This is a genomic window from Mesorhizobium sp. Arg314, assembly GCF_053714275.1.
The window spans coordinates 12,214-30,303 of sequence record NZ_JBSKBP010000044.1 but is presented as its reverse complement, the minus strand read 5'-3'; the positions used below and the strand labels follow the sequence as shown (position 1 = coordinate 30,303).

Here is an 18,090-nt window from a genome sequence, read left to right as displayed (position 1 = left end):
CCGACAACGGCTCTTTTGCGAACATGAGCAAGATCAGAGTCCTTTGTGTTGCCGATTTTTATTTGCCGGGCTTCAAGGCGGGCGGACCAATTCGTACGCTTGCCAACATGTGTGAAGCTCTGCGCAGCAACATTGAGTTTTCGATTTTCACAAGAGATCGCGATTTGGGCTCCGATGAGCCGTATCCGGGAGTCCGTGTCAACAGGTGGGTGCGCTCGCAGAGCGGTTTGATATATTATGCCGATCCGAGCAAATTCAATGCCGGACACGTGGCCAAAGCTGCGAAGCTTCACAGCTTCGACGTTTTGTACCTGAATAGCTTTTTTGGCTATCGATCATCAATTTCGATTTATCTCAAGCAGCGATTGGTCTGGAGAAATGGCGCGAGTGTCTGCATCGCGCCACGTGGCGAATTCTCTGCAGGCGCGCTCTCGATAAAGAGTTTTAAAAAAAGAATTTATCTTAGCTGCGCGAAGCTAGTTGGGCTTTATCGCGATGTGCACTGGCACGCCTCGACCCTGCTGGAAGCTGAAGATATTCAGCGGCAGTTTCCCCATGCAAGAGGCAAAATCCATCTCGCCGCTGATCCGGTGTCCGCGGCAGGTGAAAGCTCTATGCGCCTGAAACGTCAGCGAAAAAGGGCGGGCGAATTAGGCATTGCCTTCATATCGCGCATCTCACCTATGAAGAATCTCACAGGCCTCCTCGAGATTCTCTCCCGAGTGGATCGCAAGATCAAGCTGAGCATTTTTGGCCCTGTAGAGGACGCTGCATACTGGCGGAATTGCCAGACCATCATCAAACGCCTCCCAACCCACATCACCGTCGAATACCGTGGTGCGCTCGAGCCTCATGAGGTTTCAGCCACGTTTGCTGCACATGATCTGTTCGCATTCCCCACTCTGGGGGAAAATTTCGGGCATGTTATCTTTGAAGCTCTGCGCGCCGGCACACCCGTGCTGGTTAGCGATCGGACACCCTGGCGCGCCGTTTCAACGGGCGCAATCACAGTGATCCCTCTCGTGTCCGTCGACATGTGGCGACACCAATTGGCGCTCGCCGCGGACAGGGATGCCGAAGAACAGCGATCACTCGAAATTGCCGCGGTTGAATTCGCCAACCGCTACGCCGCATCCGACGGGGCGCGATCGGACACCCTGAAAATGTTCCGTTCCGTTGCAGCCAATTGAAATAGAAAAGGACTTTCGATGTTCACCGGAAAGACCCTCCTCATAACCGGCGGTACAGGCTCATTCGGAAATGCTGTTTTGCGGCGGTTTCTCGATTCTGACCTGGCTGAAATCCGCATCTTTAGCCGGGATGAGAAGAAGCAGGACGACATGCGGAAAAAATACAACAATCAAAAACTTAAGTTCTATATTGGTGATGTTCGCGACTATCAGTCGGTCCTTAACGCCGTGCGGGGCTCCAATTTCATTTATCACGCTGCCGCACTCAAGCAGGTGCCCTCCTGCGAATTCTACCCGCTTGAAGCCGTCAAAACCAATGTCCTGGGAACTGAGAACACCTTGGAAGCGGCCATAAACTCCGGTGTGGAGCGTGTGATCTGCCTGAGCACAGACAAGGCCGTATATCCGATCAACGCCATGGGCATCAGCAAGGCGATGATGGAGAAGGTCATCGTCGCCAAGTCGCGATTGAGCAACAATACTGCCATATGCGCTACCCGATACGGCAATGTGATGGCCTCGCGCGGCTCGGTGATCCCGTTGTTCACCAACCAAATTCGCGCGGGCCAGCCTATCACCATTACCGATGCGGCCATGACCCGTTTCATGATGACACTGGACGACGCGGTCGACCTGGTGCTCTACGCTTTCCAGCATGGCAATCCCGGTGAGATCTTCGTGCAAAAGGCGCCGGCGGCCACGATTGAGACCCTGGCTAGAGCGCTTACGGAGCTCCTGGGCGCTCCTGACCATCCAATTAGAATAATCGGTACGAGACACGGTGAGAAACTGTTCGAAGTCCTGCTCAGCCGAGAGGAAAAAGTGGCGGCCCAGGACCTGGGCAACTATTATCGTGTTCCGCCAGATCTCCGCGATCTGAACTATGGGAAATTCTTCGAGCAGGGCGAGATCGAGATTTCGGAATCGACTGACTACAATTCACACAACACCACAAGGTTGGGCATCAAAGAGATGCAGTCGCTGTTGATGAGGCTTCGGTTTGTGCAAGCTATTGTCCGCGGAGAGCATGTTGAGCCAGAAGAGTGAGCCAGAAGGCGAACGTCCAAGAGTCCGCGGTCCATTTAGCGCTATGGCGCAGCGCTCACCAGAAAGACGATACGCAACGTGAAGACGAACAAAATCCTCGTCCTGGGCGCAGGCGGCATGTTGGGAAACGCGGTCTTCCGCGTTTTCGCCGCCGACAATCGATTTGTAACGATTGGCACCCTCCGATCAGCGGCCAAGGAACGACATTTTCTGCCCGATGAGCAAGGAGTCGTAATCTCCAATCTCGACGTACGGAACGATGGAGATCTGTTGGCCGTGTTGGCCGACACCAAACCGGATGTCGTGGTGAACTGCGTGGGGGTCATTAAGCAGCTTGACGCTTCCCGAAACCATCTCACGGCACTTTCAATCAATGCTTCTCTTCCTCACCGCCTGGCGCAATTTTGCCGCATAGCCGAGGCCCGCTTGATTCATGTAAGCACGGATTGTGTCTTCTCAGGCATGAAGGGCAATTACCGGGAATCCGACTTTGCCGATGCGAACGATCTGTACGGAAGGACCAAGTTTCTAGGTGAGGTGGATTACCCGAATGCAGTGACGCTTCGGACCTCAATCATCGGCCACGAATTGGAGAGTTCGAAAAGTCTGGTTGACTGGTTTTTGAGCCAGAATGACCAGGTGAAGGGCTATAAGAATGCCGTCTTTTCAGGTTTGCCAGCGGTTGAGCTGGCGCGGGTGATTAAAGAGCTTGTCGTGCCAAATGCCGAGTTGAGGGGTGTGTTTCACGTCTCAGCTGATCCCATTTCCAAATTCGATCTTCTCTCCTTGATCTCGAGGATCTACGGGAAAAAGATTGATATCATCCCCGACACAACGGTGACTGTAGATCGATCCCTGAATTCGGACTTATTCAAGAGAGCAACGGGATTTATACCGGATGCGTGGTCGATACTTATCTTGAAAATGTATGATAGCTATCTGGAATATAACAAGCTTAGTGCTCCGAAGGGAGTGCATAGCTCGTAGTTAGCAGATGCGCGCGCTTTCGTTTGGAATTGCTAACTGAGTGGCTTGCGGCCTGGTCAGCGCGCGGTTCCGCCTTGCGGGGCAAAGAATGTGGAGTGGACGGTGAATAGGCTGAAGGTTATGACGATCGTCGGGACGCGCCCGGAGATTATCCGATTATCGCGGGTAATCGACCGATTGGATCAATCGTGTGACCAATGCCTCGTGCATACGGGCCAGAACTATGACTATGAATTGAACCAAATCTTTTTCGAGCAGCTTAAGATTCGCCCGCCGGATCTGTTTCTTGAAGCGTCAGAAAGCACGGCCGCCAAAACGATTGGACGTGTGATCGCGGCAACGGATCAGGTGCTTCGCGAACGACGCCCTGAGGCGGTTTTGTTACTTGGGGACACCAACAGCTGCCTCGCAGCAATAGCCGCCAAACGGTTGAAGATACCTATTTTCCACATGGAGGCCGGCAATCGTTGTTTCGATTCGCGGGTTCCGGAGGAGATCAACCGCCGTATAGTTGATCATGTGGCCGACATTCATCTGCCTTACAGCCAGATTGCGCGAAGCTATCTGCTGCGAGAAGGGATTGCGCCCGAACAGATCATCGTAACGGGCAGCCCAATGCGTGAGGTGCTCGCCTACTACATGGATGAGATCAACAAATCGAGTATTTTGAGTCAACTCTCTCTTGAGCGAGGGAAGTACTTCGTTATGAGTGCTCATCGCGAAGAAAACGTCGACGATCCGGATAAAATGACCCGGATTGCTGGGATCGCCAATCGCATTGCGCAGGATCACGACTTTCCGGTAATTGTTTCGACGCACCCCCGCACCCGGTCGCGGCTGGACTCCCTTAACATCGAAATGAACCCCAGGATCCAGTTCATGAAGCCTTTCGGCTTCTTGGACTATGTGCACCTGCAGATGAATGCGAAAGCGGTTCTGTCCGACAGCGGTACGATCACGGAGGAGTCCTCTATCCTGAACTTTCCGGCGCTCACCATGCGCGAAACCCATGAGCGTCCCGAAGGAATGGAGGAGGGGGCGGTAATGATGGTGGGCTTGGACGTGGACCGGGTCTGCCAGGGCCTTGCGATCCTGGAAAGCCAGCCCCGAGGGGCAGAGCGCGGGCTTCGTTTGGTTGCTGACTACGACGCACCCAATGTCAGCGAAAAGGTGGTTCGCATAATCCACAGCTATACTGACTACGTGAACCGTGTTGTATGGAAGAAGTACTGAGCGGCGCCAGATGCGGATCGCGTTGATAGCAGATACTTTTCCGCCGCTGCGGACGTCGGGAGCGGTACAATTGAGGGACCTTTCGCGGGAATTCGCGCGACAAGGGCATCGGTTGACGGTCATGCTGCCAACCGCCGAGTTGGGCCGTCCTTGGGCGCTTGAAGAGCTTGACGGGATAACTGTTCTCCGCTTGCGAGCGCCGCCTACCAAGGAAATTGGCTATGTGAGGCGCACTTGGAATGAGTTCGTCATGCCTTTTGCCATGTTGCGCAATCTGCGCAAAAGCCCGCTGGCAGGGCGCCGATGGGACGGGATTGTTTGGTACGCTCCCTCTATCTTCCATGGGCCTATGGCGAGCGCGCTAAAGCGCGAAAGCGGCTGCAAAGGGTATCTGATCATTCGCGATATTTTTCCCGAATGGGCGGTTGATATGGGCCTGATGGGCCGCGGTCTGCCCTACCGTTTCTTCGATTCCATCGCACGCTACCAGTACTCGGTTGCTGATGTGATCGGCGTGCAGACGCCGGGCAACCTGGTTTACTTCGATCGGTGGCGCCGGAAGTCGGGGCGTGTGGTTGAGGTGTTGCAGAACTGGCTGGGCAAACCTTCAAACGTGCGCTGTTCGATCCGCGTCAGCGAGACGCCGTTGGCCGGACGAAAGCTGTTCGTGTACGCGGGCAACATGGGCGTCGCTCAAAGCGTCGGCATTGTATTGGACTTGGCGCAGAGAATGGCATCCCGGGCCGACGTAGGCTTTGTGCTGGTTGGCCGAGGCAGCGAGGCCCAAAGACTGAGAGAAAAAGCGCAGGCTTGCGGCCTCACCAACGTGGTCTTTTTCGATGAGATCCACCCCGACGAAATCCCAGACCTTTACGCACAGTGCCGAATTGGGATCGTATCGTTGGACCTCCGCCACAGATCGCACAACATACCAGGAAAGTTCCTGACTTATATGCAAAATGGCCTCCCCGTGCTCGCGCGTTTGAACCCCGGCAACGACTTGGCCCAGTTGATCCGAAACGAGCGGGTCGGCGAAGAGTGCCAGAGCGATCAGTTGGATGAACTGGCGGCGAAGGCGAAGAGGTTGCTGGCACAAATAGAGACGGATGCCGATCTGCCAGGACGTTGCAGGCGATTGTTCGATCGACAGTTTTCTGTCGAGCAGGCGGTGTCCCAGATCGCTGAAGCCCTTTCCAGGCGATGATCATAACGCTGCGGTCTTCGTCTTAGGGGAAGGGCGCTGGACTTCTGATGCCGATCAGAGTGCTGCCTGTTTCCCGCGATAGCTGACCTCGAAAGATCACCACGCGGCCGGAGCCGCCGCGGCGACTGGGATCTCGGGTCACGGTCGCCGTGGGTCTCGCCAGTGTCTGGCCAGAGCCCCGTGTTCGTCGACGACATCCCGATCGGCGTGTGGATCAATCTGATCGAAGTCGAATCGGCCTACGGCGCGAAACAGTAGCTTGGCACTTCCACTGTTAGTTCTTTGATTGATGAAACGGATCGCGGATATGGTTGTCGGAGAACCAAACGACGTACGGTTGAAAAACGTCGACGGCCGATGGCTTGTCCAAGTCGTTGAAAACGGCAAAGTAACTCGGCGTTTGTTCAGCGCTCAGGACGCTGCCGAGAGTTACGCCGAACTCCAACGGATTAGACTGGGCCTGCCCGGAAAGTGTCCAATTTGGGGGGAGAATTCGGCCGATGAGCGCCCTAAAAGGCTTCGCGAAATGCCGGACTTCGTCATCGCCGATGTTCTCGACCTCGCCGAGTACTCTGATCGCGGTATTGTCACTACCCTGGTTGATCCATCCGGAGTTCGCCTCCGCCTCCACCTGACAGTCGTGACCTCAGAGCTGCTTTGCGAGCGAATTGCCACCGCGCTGGAACGCCGGTACGGCGCCTAGCCACTTCGTCGCTGCTTTCCTGCTTTCAGGGATCGACAGCGCACGCCACCCCGCCGGCGTGATCACCTCGATGAGGTGTCGCCATAGGGGTGGGTCTTGGCCTGAACGCCATCCGCCGCAGTTGGCAGCAGTGGCCCGTCAGGAATCTGAATCGAGGACTCCGCTCAGCACTATGAATAAACTGGTCGCTATTCCCGTTATCGGGCTTGTGTTTGCCGTCGCCTTCATGGCTGTCATACTCTCGCAGAGAGGCCAGCCACGCCCACCGCCACGCGCCGCGCTTTCGCCATTCAGCGGACGGCTGAACATTCCTTCGATAGACGACCTGCGGGTTGGGGGCCGCAAAATTGTCCTGTGCGGGGCGTCTTTGACGAAACGACTGGCTTTACGTGACATGGTAACGGAAGCCGCCCGGCGAGATTTCCAGGGAATGGTCTTGAATTGCAAACCGGTCGGCGCAGGCACCCCCTGCGATGGGAAGACCGGAGCCAGGATGGGGGATGCAATCGTCGTGCAGTGTTTCATGCCAGACGGTGGGGACCTGGCCGCTATTCTCGCTCAAAGGGGCTTGCTTTGTGGGCAGCCTGATCAGGTTGGGGCGACTTATCGAGCTTGTTGATACCGATGATAGGCAGCCCGCCATTCAGTGCGGGCTACCTGAGCTCGCACAAGGTTCGACACGATAAGCGAGAACGGGGCTCGGGCGGCATTGTGTGCCGGCGCGCGGTAAAGAGGGTCGATGTGGTTACCGACCAGGAGCGGGGGGTCATCAGCATTGCATAACCTTGCTGGTATTAGTGAAAAAAAGGGCGGGGCCATTTTGAGCTCTGCCTTAGTTATCGTCACGTATCTCACCATTGCGCTCTGCATCATAGGACAGTCGATCACCGAACTTTATACATCTAGCTACTTGTTCGTATTAATCGCCTGCCATACAGCAAAATTGTGCCTGATTAAATTTCGCTCTCCGCTCGATATGGTGATCGGAATCGCCTTCCTACTGCTCTATGTGCCTTTCGCTCCGAACTTACTTATTTTTGACGGCGTGGACGCGTCCGTGATCATCTCAATCTTTATCATCTTCTCGGACATCCTCAGGGTGTTTGACAACACCCCGGATTTCATTCCGGTTATACACTCGGGAAAGTGGCTTCAGTGGTGCGGGCTCGCTGTTGGCCTATCGTCGATCGTATTTATCGGAATTGCAGCACCGCGGCCTGAAATGAGCTTGATGATACCCATTGGCATTGCACTCCATTTTCAGGAGTGTTTGATCAAGAGCGGCCAGCAAAGACGTGGGTCAGTAATCGTATTTCTACTGTTTGAGGCCGCCATCGGCGGAAATCTTTTCCTCTATTGGGGAGGATACGGCAGACTCGCTGTGGCCGCGTACCTCATTATGCCGTTTGCGATGCTGTGCTCGTACCATCGGATCGGTATCAGGTTTTCCTATCTCGTGTTGGCCATGCCTGCTCTGCTGATATGGGCAATGCTCGTGAGAGGTGAAGACGCCAACAGCATAACCAGCTCCGCTGCTGTCGGCGTCACCGACCATATGCGGTTCACAGAGTACCTTCGATCCGGCCTGGGCTATGGTGATGTCGGGTTGGGTCCATACCTGAAGCAATTGGAGTTGTTCTACCTCAATTGGTTCCCGAGGGACCAGTGGGTTGGAAAACCAGTGGGGGCTGGGTATTATTCCGTCGACTACCTTTGGGGGCGCGTCGGTGTTGGCGACGACTACAATGTCTCGTTGGGTTTTGTTGGTGATCAGCTGTTCACTTTAGGGAAGGCATACCCGATTGGGTTGATGATCGTACTTGCATCAGTGATCCTGACAAGGAGAGCACTCGTTTGGCTCTCAGGAAAAGACAGCATAGCGGCTCTGATCGCATTTGACGCAACCCTTCTCACCTATTTCTGGGGCGGGATGGCCGCGTTTGGGGCCCGCGCATGGTTCGTAATTCTTCCAATCCTGGCCCTTTCAGGGCTAGGAAAAATTTGGACAAATGGCAGCCGCGGCCGTCCCTCCGTTACGGAAATTACATATAGTCGATCATGATCAGGCCGACAAAGCTGTCGCTCGATCCGGATTTTACGACCTTCATTTTGCCGTCCCAGTCGAGGCCGTCGGCGATCCAGATCACCAGGGTTTTTGAGGGGCCTCTGATGTTCGCTTCGAAGTGTCCCCCATCTCGTGGCGCAAGCGTGGCCACTAAGACTTCTTTGCCGGCCACCACAAAATAGAGATCCAACACAATGGCCGCCGCGGCGTTGATGTCATCGCAGAGCAGCCGGAACTTACAGGGCCTGGCGTACTGCGGGAGGAAGACCTGCATGGTGGCGGGATTGCTTCCGCCACCAAATCCACTCACGTCGCTCGGCGCCCACGTTAAGGTCTTCAACTCGGCGACTTGCCAGTTGCCGGAGTAGATTGTCTTCCGGTCGGCAGTGAGCTGGTAGTAGCCATCCACCACGGTCCCTGCAGGGCCCTCCTCCTCCATGCTGATCTCTGCCGGAATAGCTCGTCGATCGGATGCGCGCACAGCGGCGCTGCCATAGGCCGCATGGTCCGACACGCGCTTGTAGTTCAGGCGTCGGCAACCGTTAAGGTCAATCTTTCCATTTTCAGAGTGCCTTCCGAGGTCAGCGGTCATGTAGGCTTGCACGTCCATGGGAACATTGGAGTGCACATTGTCAAACCGAGCGTACACGCGGCCCCCAAACCTAGCCAGGATAGGGCTCGCGGACCTGCTTGCTCTGACGGCCATGTCTTCGAAACGCAGCCGGAAGGCGTTGCTTACCGAGATATCACTTGCCGTGTGATGGTCGATAAAGGGGCCATCCCCACGGGCCTCCATACGAACACCCCGACTTGCAAACTGTGCGGTTACCTGAAACGCGCCACCGACGCGGGGGTAAGTAAAGGACACATAGGGGCCGTACCCGATGACCGAGCCGCCCAGATGGTTGATGAAGCTACCGCGCTCGAAAACGATCATTGGCCATTTCTCGCTCGCGTCGGCCACGTCGTCGTTCTCAATGTCGAGGCCAATCAGCTGGTGATTGACCGCCTGGATGTTGTTGTAGATGAGGCTCTTTCTACAATTCTTGAACTTGCTGTGCAGGAACATCACCTCTGACTGATAGGCGTCTGTAAAGATAGTGGCCCCGCCGTCAAAGCGCGCCCCCTCCTGGAAACCGACGATCCGAACGCCTTTGAACAGGTGCTTCCACGCCGGCCCACCTGACAAAGTACCAACAAATTGGATCGCCCTTGATGTGCCCGGGGTCCTGTCGAGGAGCTCAATGTCCTCGAAATTGAGGTAGCTGATGTTGAGGTCACTGTAGAACATATTCTTTTTGGGCACCGCGTTATCAAACCAGATGCGGGTCGAGTTGCCGCTGTCGCCGATCACCTTGAACGAGAACTTGTAGTCAGCATTCGGCATGCATAGGGTGTCCGTAATCCGGTATTGGCGACCTGGGAGATGAACGGGCAGTCCGACGGTCATGGCGGCTTTGAAGGCTGCCCGTATTGGGCCCGTGTCGTCCGTGCCGACCCCCGTGAGGTTGCTGTAGTCGCCTGCGGCCCCGAAGGCTAAGACATTGAACCCTGCATCTCCTGGAACAACGTATAGCTTCACTCCGCCCGCGGTTGTGATGTGCTGGTCGCTGGCAGCAGACGCTGCTACCTGGTAGCGGAAGCCTTGAGCCTCGGCGATTTCACCAGCGCGAATCTGCACCCTGCCAATGCCTTCTGAATAGCAAAGCATGGTATCGGCCAAACAGGCTGCGACGGTCGCGAAGCTGTGTGAGATTGCAGCCCTTGCGTTTGGATTGCTTGGTCCAACAACGGGTTGGCCGGCTCGAATCGCCGGGATGAGACCAAGGCTTGGCGTTGCGCTGAGAAATTGACGGCGGTCCATACTTCGCTCCCTTGTCGCAGCGTGGTGTCACTTGAGCGTGCTCATCGAGTTGATCTTGACCTCTAAAGTGCCGCGTGACGGCTCGATACTTCCATGGGTATCGAGGTAGAGCCATCGCTTCGGTGGAAGCGACATTTCGAAGCAGGAAACAACTTGCTCATCCTGGCACGTAACTTCGCATGAAGATATAATCCTTTCTGGCAATTATGTGTTGGTGTGACAAGATAGTTCCGCTTCACGGTAACTTATAAGTGAACGAAGCAACAATAGATCAATAGCCTCACATGGCGTAAACAGCGCGAGGTAAATCTTGGAGTTTGCCTATAATGGAAATATTCTTAAGCGCTAATATATTGTGGTATAATAGTAACGCCGTACATCATAGGTTCATCTCGCACATGCGAAATAGCTTGGAATCCGAGCGAAAAGCTGTTAGGCGCTAGGTGCGGATAATGACTTGGGCGCGTCTGCAAGGCGCAAACAAAGGATCGAGGCACATGAACATTGTTTTGAAAGCAGCGCTGGCCGGGATGGCCGCTTCATTGGGATTTGGCTTAGTTTCGGCTTTCGCTCAAGATGCATCGTGCACTTGTGCAACGGTATATCAGGGGCCGGCAAATCCAATCGGATCGATTCAAAGTGTAAGTGGCAATGTGTTGGTTTCGCAGACGGCCGGTTATGGGCCCGCCAAAGAGGGGGGCGCCTTGGATTTCGGCAGCCGTTTGCAGGTCGGCCCCAACGGCTTGGCGTCCGTTCGGGTCGGTGGTTGCAAGCTAAGCGTGCCAGCGAACTCAAGTCTCGACATTTCACGTGTAGAGAACAATATCTGTCTCAGGATCGTGAAACCCGAACACACCGCGGCCGCCATAAGCCCGGAGCGCACGGGAGCCATTGGCCCGTCCGGCAAGTTTGCATTTGGCCTGCCTGAAACATTTTTTGCAGGCGCGCTCATCACTGCCGGTGTGCTTACTGCAACGCAGAACGATGATAATGGCGTGAGCCGCTAGCCTTGTTTGTCCGGGCTTCAGGCGGGTAGGGGATCAAAGGGGGGTAGATGAGCGTTCGCTATTGGTACGGTACCGTCTCGGCTTTCGCGTCGTCGGCAGCGCTCATCGTCATCCCTCAATCACTTCAGGAAGATAATAGTTCTTTCTGCAGGTAGCTGGATCTGAACGGTCGGCGCTCTGCGGTTGTCAAGTCCATCAGCCGCTATGAAGCGCGTGGCAAGTTTGTGTTTTTTGCGGCGAAATCGCTGTGTTGCTGTCACGTGACCAAGAAAGCTTATGATTGACCTGCATTCTCATATCTTGCCTGGTCTCGACGACGGCTCGCCCAACCTTGTTACTTCGCTGGAAATGGCGAGGCTGGCGGTAGCCGACGGAATAACCCACATGGCGTGCACTCCCCATGTGGTGCCTGGCATGTATGAAAACCGGACAGAAAATATCGCTGCAGCGATCCATTCGTTGGAGCAAGCGTTGTTGCGCGCTGCGATACCGCTTGCCCTCTATGTTGGCGCCGACGTCCATATAGCCCCCGACCTTCCTAGTCAGCTGACGAACGGTAGGATCCCGACTTTGAACCGGTCGCGCTATTTTCTGTTCGAGCCGCCCCACCATGTGTTGCCGCCGCGGTTAGAAGAGCTCGCTTTGCGCCTCATAGAGGCTGGATTCGTTCCCATTCTCACACATCCGGAGCGTCTAACTTGGATCAAGGCGAATTATGACGTGATCGAAAGATTGAATAGGCTCGGGTGCCTTATGCAGATTACTGCGGATTCGATTATTGGCGCCTTCGGGCGTACGGCTCTCTACTACTCGGAAAAGCTGATAGACGAAGGCAGGGTGGATATTATCGCGTCCGATACTCATAGCGCCGATCGCCGTCGACCTGGCCTTTCGCGGGCGGTTGAGGCCGCCGCAAAACGGTGCGGGGAAGACGAGGCTTACAATATGGTGGTGACGCGCCCGACCGACATATTGGCGGACCGACCACTTGAGCCAGTTGGAAAAACATTTGCAAACAAATCACCTCCCGACAACGTCGGCCACTTCGGGAGGCTTGGTCGTCTGCTAAAGGGCGTGTCCTCCTAATGCGTGATTTTGAGAAGTGCGCCATGACCACCGCGGTGCTGGTGCTCGGTTCCCTTGCGATGTCGGCTTGCACCAGCACAACTGCGCCTTCGGTCGATGCGCTGCAACTCACATCATCATCGTCGGTCGCCCTTTCCGGCGGTGGCGCTCTACAGGTTGTTAAGGATCTTCCTGCTCCACAAAATACTCAGAACGGCAGTGAACAGCCGTTGTCGCCGAATGACGTGCTCGAGGTCGATGTCTTCCAAGTCGACAATCTGCACAGGACGGTTCAGGTCGACGCCAGCGGGCAAATTTCGCTCCCGCTGATCGGAGCCGTGCCTGCAGCAGGGAAAACCGTCCGTCAGTTGGAGAAGGAAATCGAGACCGGGTACGGCAAGCGGTACCTTCAGTCACCCGACGTTACAATTTTCGTCAAGGATTCCGCCGGACAACGCATCACCGTTGATGGCGAGGTCAACAAGGCCGGAATCTATCCCGTAGCGAGCAACGCTTCATTGATTGATGCCATCGCGCTTGCCGGAGGATTTAATAACATCGGCGATGCGGGAAAGGTCTTTGTTTATCGAAGCATTGGTCAAAACACATTGGTCTCCAACTATAATGTCGAGAATATTCGCTCCGGCAAGAGCCGCAATCCGCGCATCTACGGTGGCGATAAGGTGATCATCTTCCCTTCGAAATCGAAAATCGCCTTGAACAACCTCAAGGACGCTCTCGGCGTTGCGTCAACTGCAGTCAGAATTGGCGTACTCGCGCCGTAGTCAGGCTGGCAAACCAACTCCGTATGGATCAGGATCGCCCGCACTATGCTTGATCGTAGCAGGCAGCACCAAATACCAGCTCCTAGACACGGCCAAGCCTTGTCTTCGGATCTCTACTATGACGGCAACCAAAATCACAGCCAATACGGACGCGATTTTGCTGAACAGGATCAGAAGTTTAATCCGCTCCAGTTGCTTTTCTACGTTGTCCGGTATCGATGGCTGATCGCCATGATGATGGCCGCAGGGCTTGTAGCCGGCGTCGTCGTGACCATGATGCAGACGCCGAAATATCAGGCAACCGCCCAGCTGGAGGTCTTGGTCCCTTCGGCGAAGGTCTTCCAGGACATCGAGGTGGTCTCCGAAAACAGCGATATCCGAGCCTTTCAGACCGCCCGGGAAAAATTGAAGAGCCGGGCATTGGCGCAACGCGTTGTCTTCCAACTGGGGCTTAGCGAGAAGCCGGACTTCCTGTTTCCGAAACCGGGCTTTTCGATCAGCAACATTTTCTACCGGGCGTTCGGGATCTCTAAAGCTCCCGCAATCGAAGAGAAAACGCCCGAGCAACGTGAAGCCATTGCGATCAAGCGCGTTTTGGACGATCTGACGGTTAGTTTGGTGACCAACACAAGTCTATTGTCGATCACCTTTTTGGACCAGAAGCCAAAATACGCAAGCGATGTGGCCAACCAAGTTGCCCAGAGCTATATCGATCAGCGGTTGGATCAGACCAGCGAAACGTCGGACCTGGCGCGGCAATTCATCCAGGAGCAGGTTTTGCAGGTCAAGCAGAAGCTCCAGAAATCCGAGGAAGAGCTCGTCGCGTACGCAAGGGATGCTGGCATTACAATTACCGGTGACGACAAGTCGCTTATCGGGTCGAACATCGTTGTCCTGAATGCAGCGCTCCAGACAGCGGCCCAGGAGCGGTCAGACGCCGGATCGGTAGTGGATCAGATTGACAAGGGACGTGGTGTTAGCCTCGGCCCAGTGCTGGAAAGTAAGGGGCTACAGGTACTCAGCGATAAACTGGCGGATCTAAATAGCCAGTATCAACAGAAGCTCGGCATACTGAAGCCGGGCTTTCCGGAAATGCAGCAATTGCAGTCCCAGATCAAGGAGCTGCAGCGCGTTTACAATAACGGCGTGCTCGCGATCACTGATTCGCTGCGGCTGAAATACGAGCAGGCTCTGAAAAAGGAGGCCGATCTCAAAGACAAGCTTGCTGACATGGAAAAGCAGCAGGTTGTCTTCAACGACAAGAATATTAAATACACAATCTTAAAGCGTGAAGTCGACTCAAATCGGTCTCAGTATGACAGTCTTATTGCCAAATTAAACGAAGTCGGAGTTAGTTCAGAACTCAAGACGCAGAATGCCGCAATCGTGGATTTCGCGACGCAGCCGACGGCGCCTTATTCGCCACGCCTGAGCATCAATCTCGCAATTGCACTCGCACTTTTCATGGCCATCAGCGGCTCGATTATTTATGTTATCGAGTTGGTGAACAATACCTTTACCAATCCCGAGCAGGTCGAAAAGGAACTTGGACTCGCTATGCTCGGCATCTTACCCCATGTCGACGATCGCGAGCTCATTGCCAGCATTGCAGACCAGAAATCAGGTTTGTCCGAAGCCTATCGGTCGCTCCGAACATCCTTGCAGTTTTCCGGCGCGGAAGGGGCTCCGCGGTCGCTGTTGGTCACGAGTTCTGAGCCGGCGGAGGGCAAGTCCACCACCGCCTTCAAACTTGGCCAAGATTTCGCTGCACTCGGGGCAAGAGTGCTGCTTGTCGATGCGGATCTTCGAAAGCCCAACCTTCACCGACTGTTCGGTCTCGATAACACGATCGGATTGAGCAACCTCCTGACAAACACCGTTCGCAGAGAAGACCTTGCGACCATCTTTAGGCCGACGAAATACCCTAATGTGACGGTTCTGACCTCAGGGACGATCCCCCCCAACCCCGCCGATCTTCTGTCTTCACCTAAGATGGCCTTGATCGTGACCAGCCTGGGCAAGCGACACGACGTGGTGATCATCGACGCTCCTCCGATCGTAGGCCTTTCAGATGCACCGATCCTCAGCCGTTTGGCCGAGGGCACATTGATGGTTGTTTCCACCAACCAGGTGACTCGCAAGTCGGCAAAGACTGCATTGAAGCGCCTCCGTGCAGCTGGCGCGAACGTGGTCGGGGCCGCCATGACAAAGTTCGCGGTAAATAAGTTCGATTACAACTACGCGTACAAGTATATGAACTACCAATATTATAACTATGGCACCGCTACCCAGAAAATCGAGGGTAAAGTAGATGACGGCGCAGACCAGCCCGCTCGCGCGAAATCTTGGACGTTCAGGCGTTTGGTTCGTCGCATTCGTTCTGGTGTTAGCGGCTTCGTCGACCGAACTAAGTCGACTGCTTGAGACGGACATGCCAGCCATTTCAATGGCGCTCGATCCATTGAATGTCGATGCGCTGATAGACGACGTTGCAGGCGACCTGAATGATACGGCTAACCCCCCTGATCTTTACGCGCTGTATTCCAGGGCGAGCGGAGCACTTCGCGATAACGTCGGTGATGCACGCCTCTATAGTCTAATGGGGGAGATCGAATACCGCCAAGGCAAGCAGGATGACGCCTACGCGCTTTTCGATCAGGCACGAAAGCTGTCGAAAACGGAAATCCACGCGCTCAAGAGATCGATTGGCCATTCAGTCGAGATCGGCGATCTTTCCAAGGCTGTGAGCGAGATTGATACATTACTGCGGCGCTGGCCGGATCAGTTTCCGGCCGTCGCGGAGGGCCTTCCGGCAATCCTTTCGAACCCGGACGGATACCACGCCATGCTGGCAGCAATTGCGGCGCAAGCGCCGTGGCGGGCGAACTTGTTCTCGGTCCTGGGAAAAACGCGCCAAGGGCTCGATTTTGCAAATCAATTGCTCCTTGACCTGGTCCGGTCCGATGCCCCACCGAAATCCGGGGAACTGTCCTCCGTAATCACAGGGTATATCGTTCAGAAGGAATATGAACAGGCTTATCGGCTGTTTCTTTTCACTCTGTCCGATGAGGAGCGAAAGCTGGGTGGCTATGTTTTCAATAGCACCTTCGAACCGGGCTATGATGGGAAGCCCTTCGATTGGCAGGTTCGCGATCAGCCGGGTGTCGAAGTTACGTTTGCGACATCCCAGGACGCAGTGGAAGGCGACGGCGGGGCCACGCTTCGGTTTTTAGATACGCCGATTAAGAACACTGCTCTCCAACAATATATCGAACTGCCGCCCGGTTCCTACCGGATTTCGTTGGTCGCATCGGGGCGAAACCTGAAGCTCCCCAAAGAACTGTTCTGGGCTATCAGATGTGTGGATCCGGTGAGCGAAATAGCGCGGTTTAACGTCCCGGAGGGCACCTTCAACCGCCAGAGTCTGAGCCAAGAATTTTCGGTTGGGCCGGCCGGATGCCCGATGCATATGTTGCGTTTGGAAACCGCTGCGATCGCAGAGAGTTGGCGGTCTCGCTATATCGGCACACTGGTCATGCACAAACTCAGCATAGAGAGACTTTCATATTGAACGCGCGGCGGTCAGACTGGGAAAAATATCTCCTCGGATCGGTTTTGTTCACCGCCTTGCTCATAGGCGGGGGCACGGCGTCCGGACTCTATACGGACACACTGATCGAGATCTCGGCATTTATCTCGGTTGCTCTCGCCTTTTCCCGAACCACGAATCAAGCAATCCCCGGATCGGTTCTCTGGCTGCTTTTCCTGGTTGTGGCGTTGTTTGTGCTTCAAATCGTCCCGCTGCCCACAAGCATTTTTGCCGGTCTGCGGCCGGAAGTGCTCCTCGGCCGTCCCTGGCTGATTGATGAAACGCGGTTCATCAGCCTCGGGGTAGGGCGAACAATCGAGTGTTTGCTGTATGTCGCCGCGTCAGCTGCTTTTTTCCTGGCTGTGATGCGTTTGCGCGCAGAGGAGGTTTATGGCCTGCTTCCTTTCTTTTTCATGGGATTAATGTGCAACGGATTGGCTGGAGCGATTCAATACTCGTTATCAGATAACATAGCGATCGAGGGATTGCTGCCGTTCACGATCAATGCAGGCCTCTTCGCCAATCGGAACCATTTTGCGGCTTTGCTTTTCGTCTCCATTCCCTTCGTTATCTATTACGGCCTGTTCCGTGGGCACCTGTTGTCCTCGGCGATCGGTCTGGTCGCGCTTCTGCTGCTCCTTTTGGCGGCAGGGTCTCGCGCCGGCGTGCTAATCGGGCTGGCCATCACCGTAGTATCCATCTGCTTTCTCTCAGCCCGCTCGCGAATAAGTGGTTTTGGCGTATTTGCCCTTTTCGTTGGGCTTTCCGTCTACACGATCGGAGCGTGGACGACGATCGACGCAAAACAAATTGATCCTGCCTTCGGACGCGCGGAGTTTGCCCGAACGACCATCGATGGAATAAAGGAGAATTGGGTTACCGGCGTCGGATTTGGGAACTTTCAAAAGGCCTACCAGATGTATGAAAAAGAAGGGATGATATTCAGCGCGTATGTGAACCATGCCCATAACGAGTATTTCGAAATTGCTTTCGAAGGCGGCGTAATCGCTGCCGTTCTGATGGCTTTGTACCTATTCCTCCTTCTCTTTGCGTTTGCCGGAATTCGCCGGGACTCTTTTCAGAAGGCAGCGTTCCTTTCTACAGCGTTCTTGCTTGTGCATTCCCTGGTCGACTACCCGTTGCGTACCGCCGCCCTCGCAATCACCTTTGCCTATATGAACGCGATCGTTTTTCATCGCGGGAATGTGGAGCGCATGAGGCAAAAGCCGGAGCTTTTAGAAGTCGACCACAATGGAGACAAGCTGTTTGTTCCAGTTGGTTCGTCTCCATAGGGCCTGAGCCTGCGGCCGAAATTGCGGGTCGATGATCGAAGCTGCCGGCGCTTCCTTTC

At 54.9% G+C, this 18,090-nt stretch carries 14 protein-coding genes; 12 read left to right on the top strand and 2 right to left on the bottom strand.

What is annotated here, in order from left to right; genetic code table 11:
* Positions 1-23: 23 nt before the first annotated feature.
* The 5 genes from ACWGS9_RS29020 to ACWGS9_RS29000 all read left to right on the top strand — a co-directional run bounded on the left by ACWGS9_RS29020 (position 24) and on the right by ACWGS9_RS29000 (position 5,661).
* Positions 24-1,190 carry a glycosyltransferase gene (locus ACWGS9_RS29020; protein WP_454508461.1) on the top strand — a complete coding sequence of 389 codons (1,167 nt, stop codon included), beginning with the start codon at positions 24-26 and terminating at the stop codon, positions 1,188-1,190.
* An 18-nt stretch (positions 1,191-1,208) separates the two neighbouring features.
* On the top strand, positions 1,209-2,237 hold the full coding sequence (locus ACWGS9_RS29015; protein WP_454508460.1) for a polysaccharide biosynthesis protein: 1,029 nt from the start codon (positions 1,209-1,211) through the stop codon (positions 2,235-2,237).
* A 78-nt stretch (positions 2,238-2,315) separates the two neighbouring features.
* A complete protein-coding gene (locus ACWGS9_RS29010) occupies positions 2,316-3,224 on the top strand; it encodes a dTDP-4-dehydrorhamnose reductase family protein (protein WP_454508459.1) in 909 nt (302 codons plus the stop codon).
* A gap of 102 nt (positions 3,225-3,326) precedes the next feature.
* Entirely contained in the window at positions 3,327-4,457 is a 1,131-nt protein-coding gene (gene wecB, locus ACWGS9_RS29005) for a non-hydrolyzing UDP-N-acetylglucosamine 2-epimerase (protein ID WP_454508458.1), read from the top strand.
* 121 nt (positions 4,458-4,578) lie between these two features.
* Positions 4,579-5,661 carry a glycosyltransferase family 4 protein gene (locus ACWGS9_RS29000; protein ID WP_454508472.1) on the top strand — a complete coding sequence of 361 codons (1,083 nt, stop codon included), beginning with the start codon at positions 4,579-4,581 and terminating at the stop codon, positions 5,659-5,661.
* A 274-nt stretch (positions 5,662-5,935) separates the two neighbouring features.
* On the opposite strand, the gene ACWGS9_RS28995 is transcribed toward ACWGS9_RS29000, so the two are convergent.
* On the bottom strand, positions 5,936-6,292 hold the full coding sequence (locus ACWGS9_RS28995) for a hypothetical protein (protein ID WP_454508457.1): 357 nt from the start codon (positions 6,290-6,292) through the stop codon (positions 5,936-5,938).
* 811 nt (positions 6,293-7,103) lie between these two features.
* Between ACWGS9_RS28995 and ACWGS9_RS28990 the strand changes: the two genes are divergently transcribed.
* A complete protein-coding gene (locus ACWGS9_RS28990; RefSeq protein WP_454508456.1) occupies positions 7,104-8,426 on the top strand; it encodes a hypothetical protein in 1,323 nt (440 codons plus the stop codon).
* Here the strand turns inward: ACWGS9_RS28990 and ACWGS9_RS28985 are convergent.
* Entirely contained in the window at positions 8,407-10,293 is a 1,887-nt protein-coding gene (locus tag ACWGS9_RS28985) for a hypothetical protein (protein WP_454508455.1), read from the bottom strand. The genes ACWGS9_RS28990 and ACWGS9_RS28985 overlap by 20 nt on opposite strands.
* A 497-nt stretch (positions 10,294-10,790) precedes the next feature.
* Here ACWGS9_RS28985 and ACWGS9_RS28980 point away from each other — a divergent pair, with 497 nt between their 5' ends.
* The 6 genes from ACWGS9_RS28980 to ACWGS9_RS28955 all read left to right on the top strand — a co-directional run bounded on the left by ACWGS9_RS28980 (position 10,791) and on the right by ACWGS9_RS28955 (position 18,031).
* Entirely contained in the window at positions 10,791-11,300 is a 510-nt protein-coding gene (locus ACWGS9_RS28980; protein ID WP_454508454.1) for a hypothetical protein, read from the top strand.
* A gap of 276 nt (positions 11,301-11,576) precedes the next feature.
* A complete protein-coding gene (locus ACWGS9_RS28975; RefSeq protein ID WP_454508453.1) occupies positions 11,577-12,386 on the top strand; it encodes a tyrosine-protein phosphatase in 810 nt (269 codons plus the stop codon).
* 23 nt (positions 12,387-12,409) lie between these two features.
* A complete protein-coding gene (locus tag ACWGS9_RS28970) occupies positions 12,410-13,150 on the top strand; it encodes a polysaccharide biosynthesis/export family protein (RefSeq protein ID WP_454508452.1) in 741 nt (246 codons plus the stop codon).
* 45 nt (positions 13,151-13,195) lie between these two features.
* The gene (locus ACWGS9_RS28965) at positions 13,196-15,574 is read left to right on the top strand and encodes a GumC family protein (protein WP_454508451.1); all 2,379 of its coding nucleotides are present in this window, start codon (positions 13,196-13,198) and stop codon (positions 15,572-15,574) included.
* Entirely contained in the window at positions 15,462-16,721 is a 1,260-nt protein-coding gene (locus ACWGS9_RS28960; protein ID WP_454508450.1) for a tetratricopeptide repeat protein, read from the top strand. Before ACWGS9_RS28965 ends, ACWGS9_RS28960 begins: the two co-directional genes overlap by 113 nt.
* Positions 16,718-18,031 (top strand): O-antigen ligase family protein, encoded by a 1,314-nt coding sequence (locus ACWGS9_RS28955; RefSeq protein ID WP_454508449.1) that lies wholly within the window; start codon positions 16,718-16,720, stop codon positions 18,029-18,031. The genes ACWGS9_RS28960 and ACWGS9_RS28955 overlap by 4 nt, the downstream gene beginning before the upstream one ends.
* Positions 18,032-18,090 lie beyond the last annotated feature (59 nt).

Coding starts and splice junctions, on each gene's coding strand:
- ACWGS9_RS28970 (WP_454508452.1), top strand. CDS start 12,410: ATGACCACCGCGGTGCTGGTGCTCGGTTCCCTTGCGATGTCGGCTTGC.
- ACWGS9_RS28985 (WP_454508455.1), bottom strand. CDS start 10,293: ATGGACCGCCGTCAATTTCTCAGCGCAACGCCAAGCCTTGGTCTCATC.
- ACWGS9_RS28980 (WP_454508454.1), top strand. CDS start 10,791: ATGAACATTGTTTTGAAAGCAGCGCTGGCCGGGATGGCCGCTTCATTG.
- ACWGS9_RS29020 (WP_454508461.1), top strand. CDS start 24: ATGAGCAAGATCAGAGTCCTTTGTGTTGCCGATTTTTATTTGCCGGGC.
- ACWGS9_RS28975 (WP_454508453.1), top strand. CDS start 11,577: ATGATTGACCTGCATTCTCATATCTTGCCTGGTCTCGACGACGGCTCG.
- ACWGS9_RS28960 (WP_454508450.1), top strand. CDS start 15,462: ATGACGGCGCAGACCAGCCCGCTCGCGCGAAATCTTGGACGTTCAGGC.
- ACWGS9_RS29000 (WP_454508472.1), top strand. CDS start 4,579: ATGCTGCCAACCGCCGAGTTGGGCCGTCCTTGGGCGCTTGAAGAGCTT.
- ACWGS9_RS28965 (WP_454508451.1), top strand. CDS start 13,196: ATGCTTGATCGTAGCAGGCAGCACCAAATACCAGCTCCTAGACACGGC.
- ACWGS9_RS28990 (WP_454508456.1), top strand. CDS start 7,104: ATGTGGTTACCGACCAGGAGCGGGGGGTCATCAGCATTGCATAACCTT.
- ACWGS9_RS29015 (WP_454508460.1), top strand. CDS start 1,209: ATGTTCACCGGAAAGACCCTCCTCATAACCGGCGGTACAGGCTCATTC.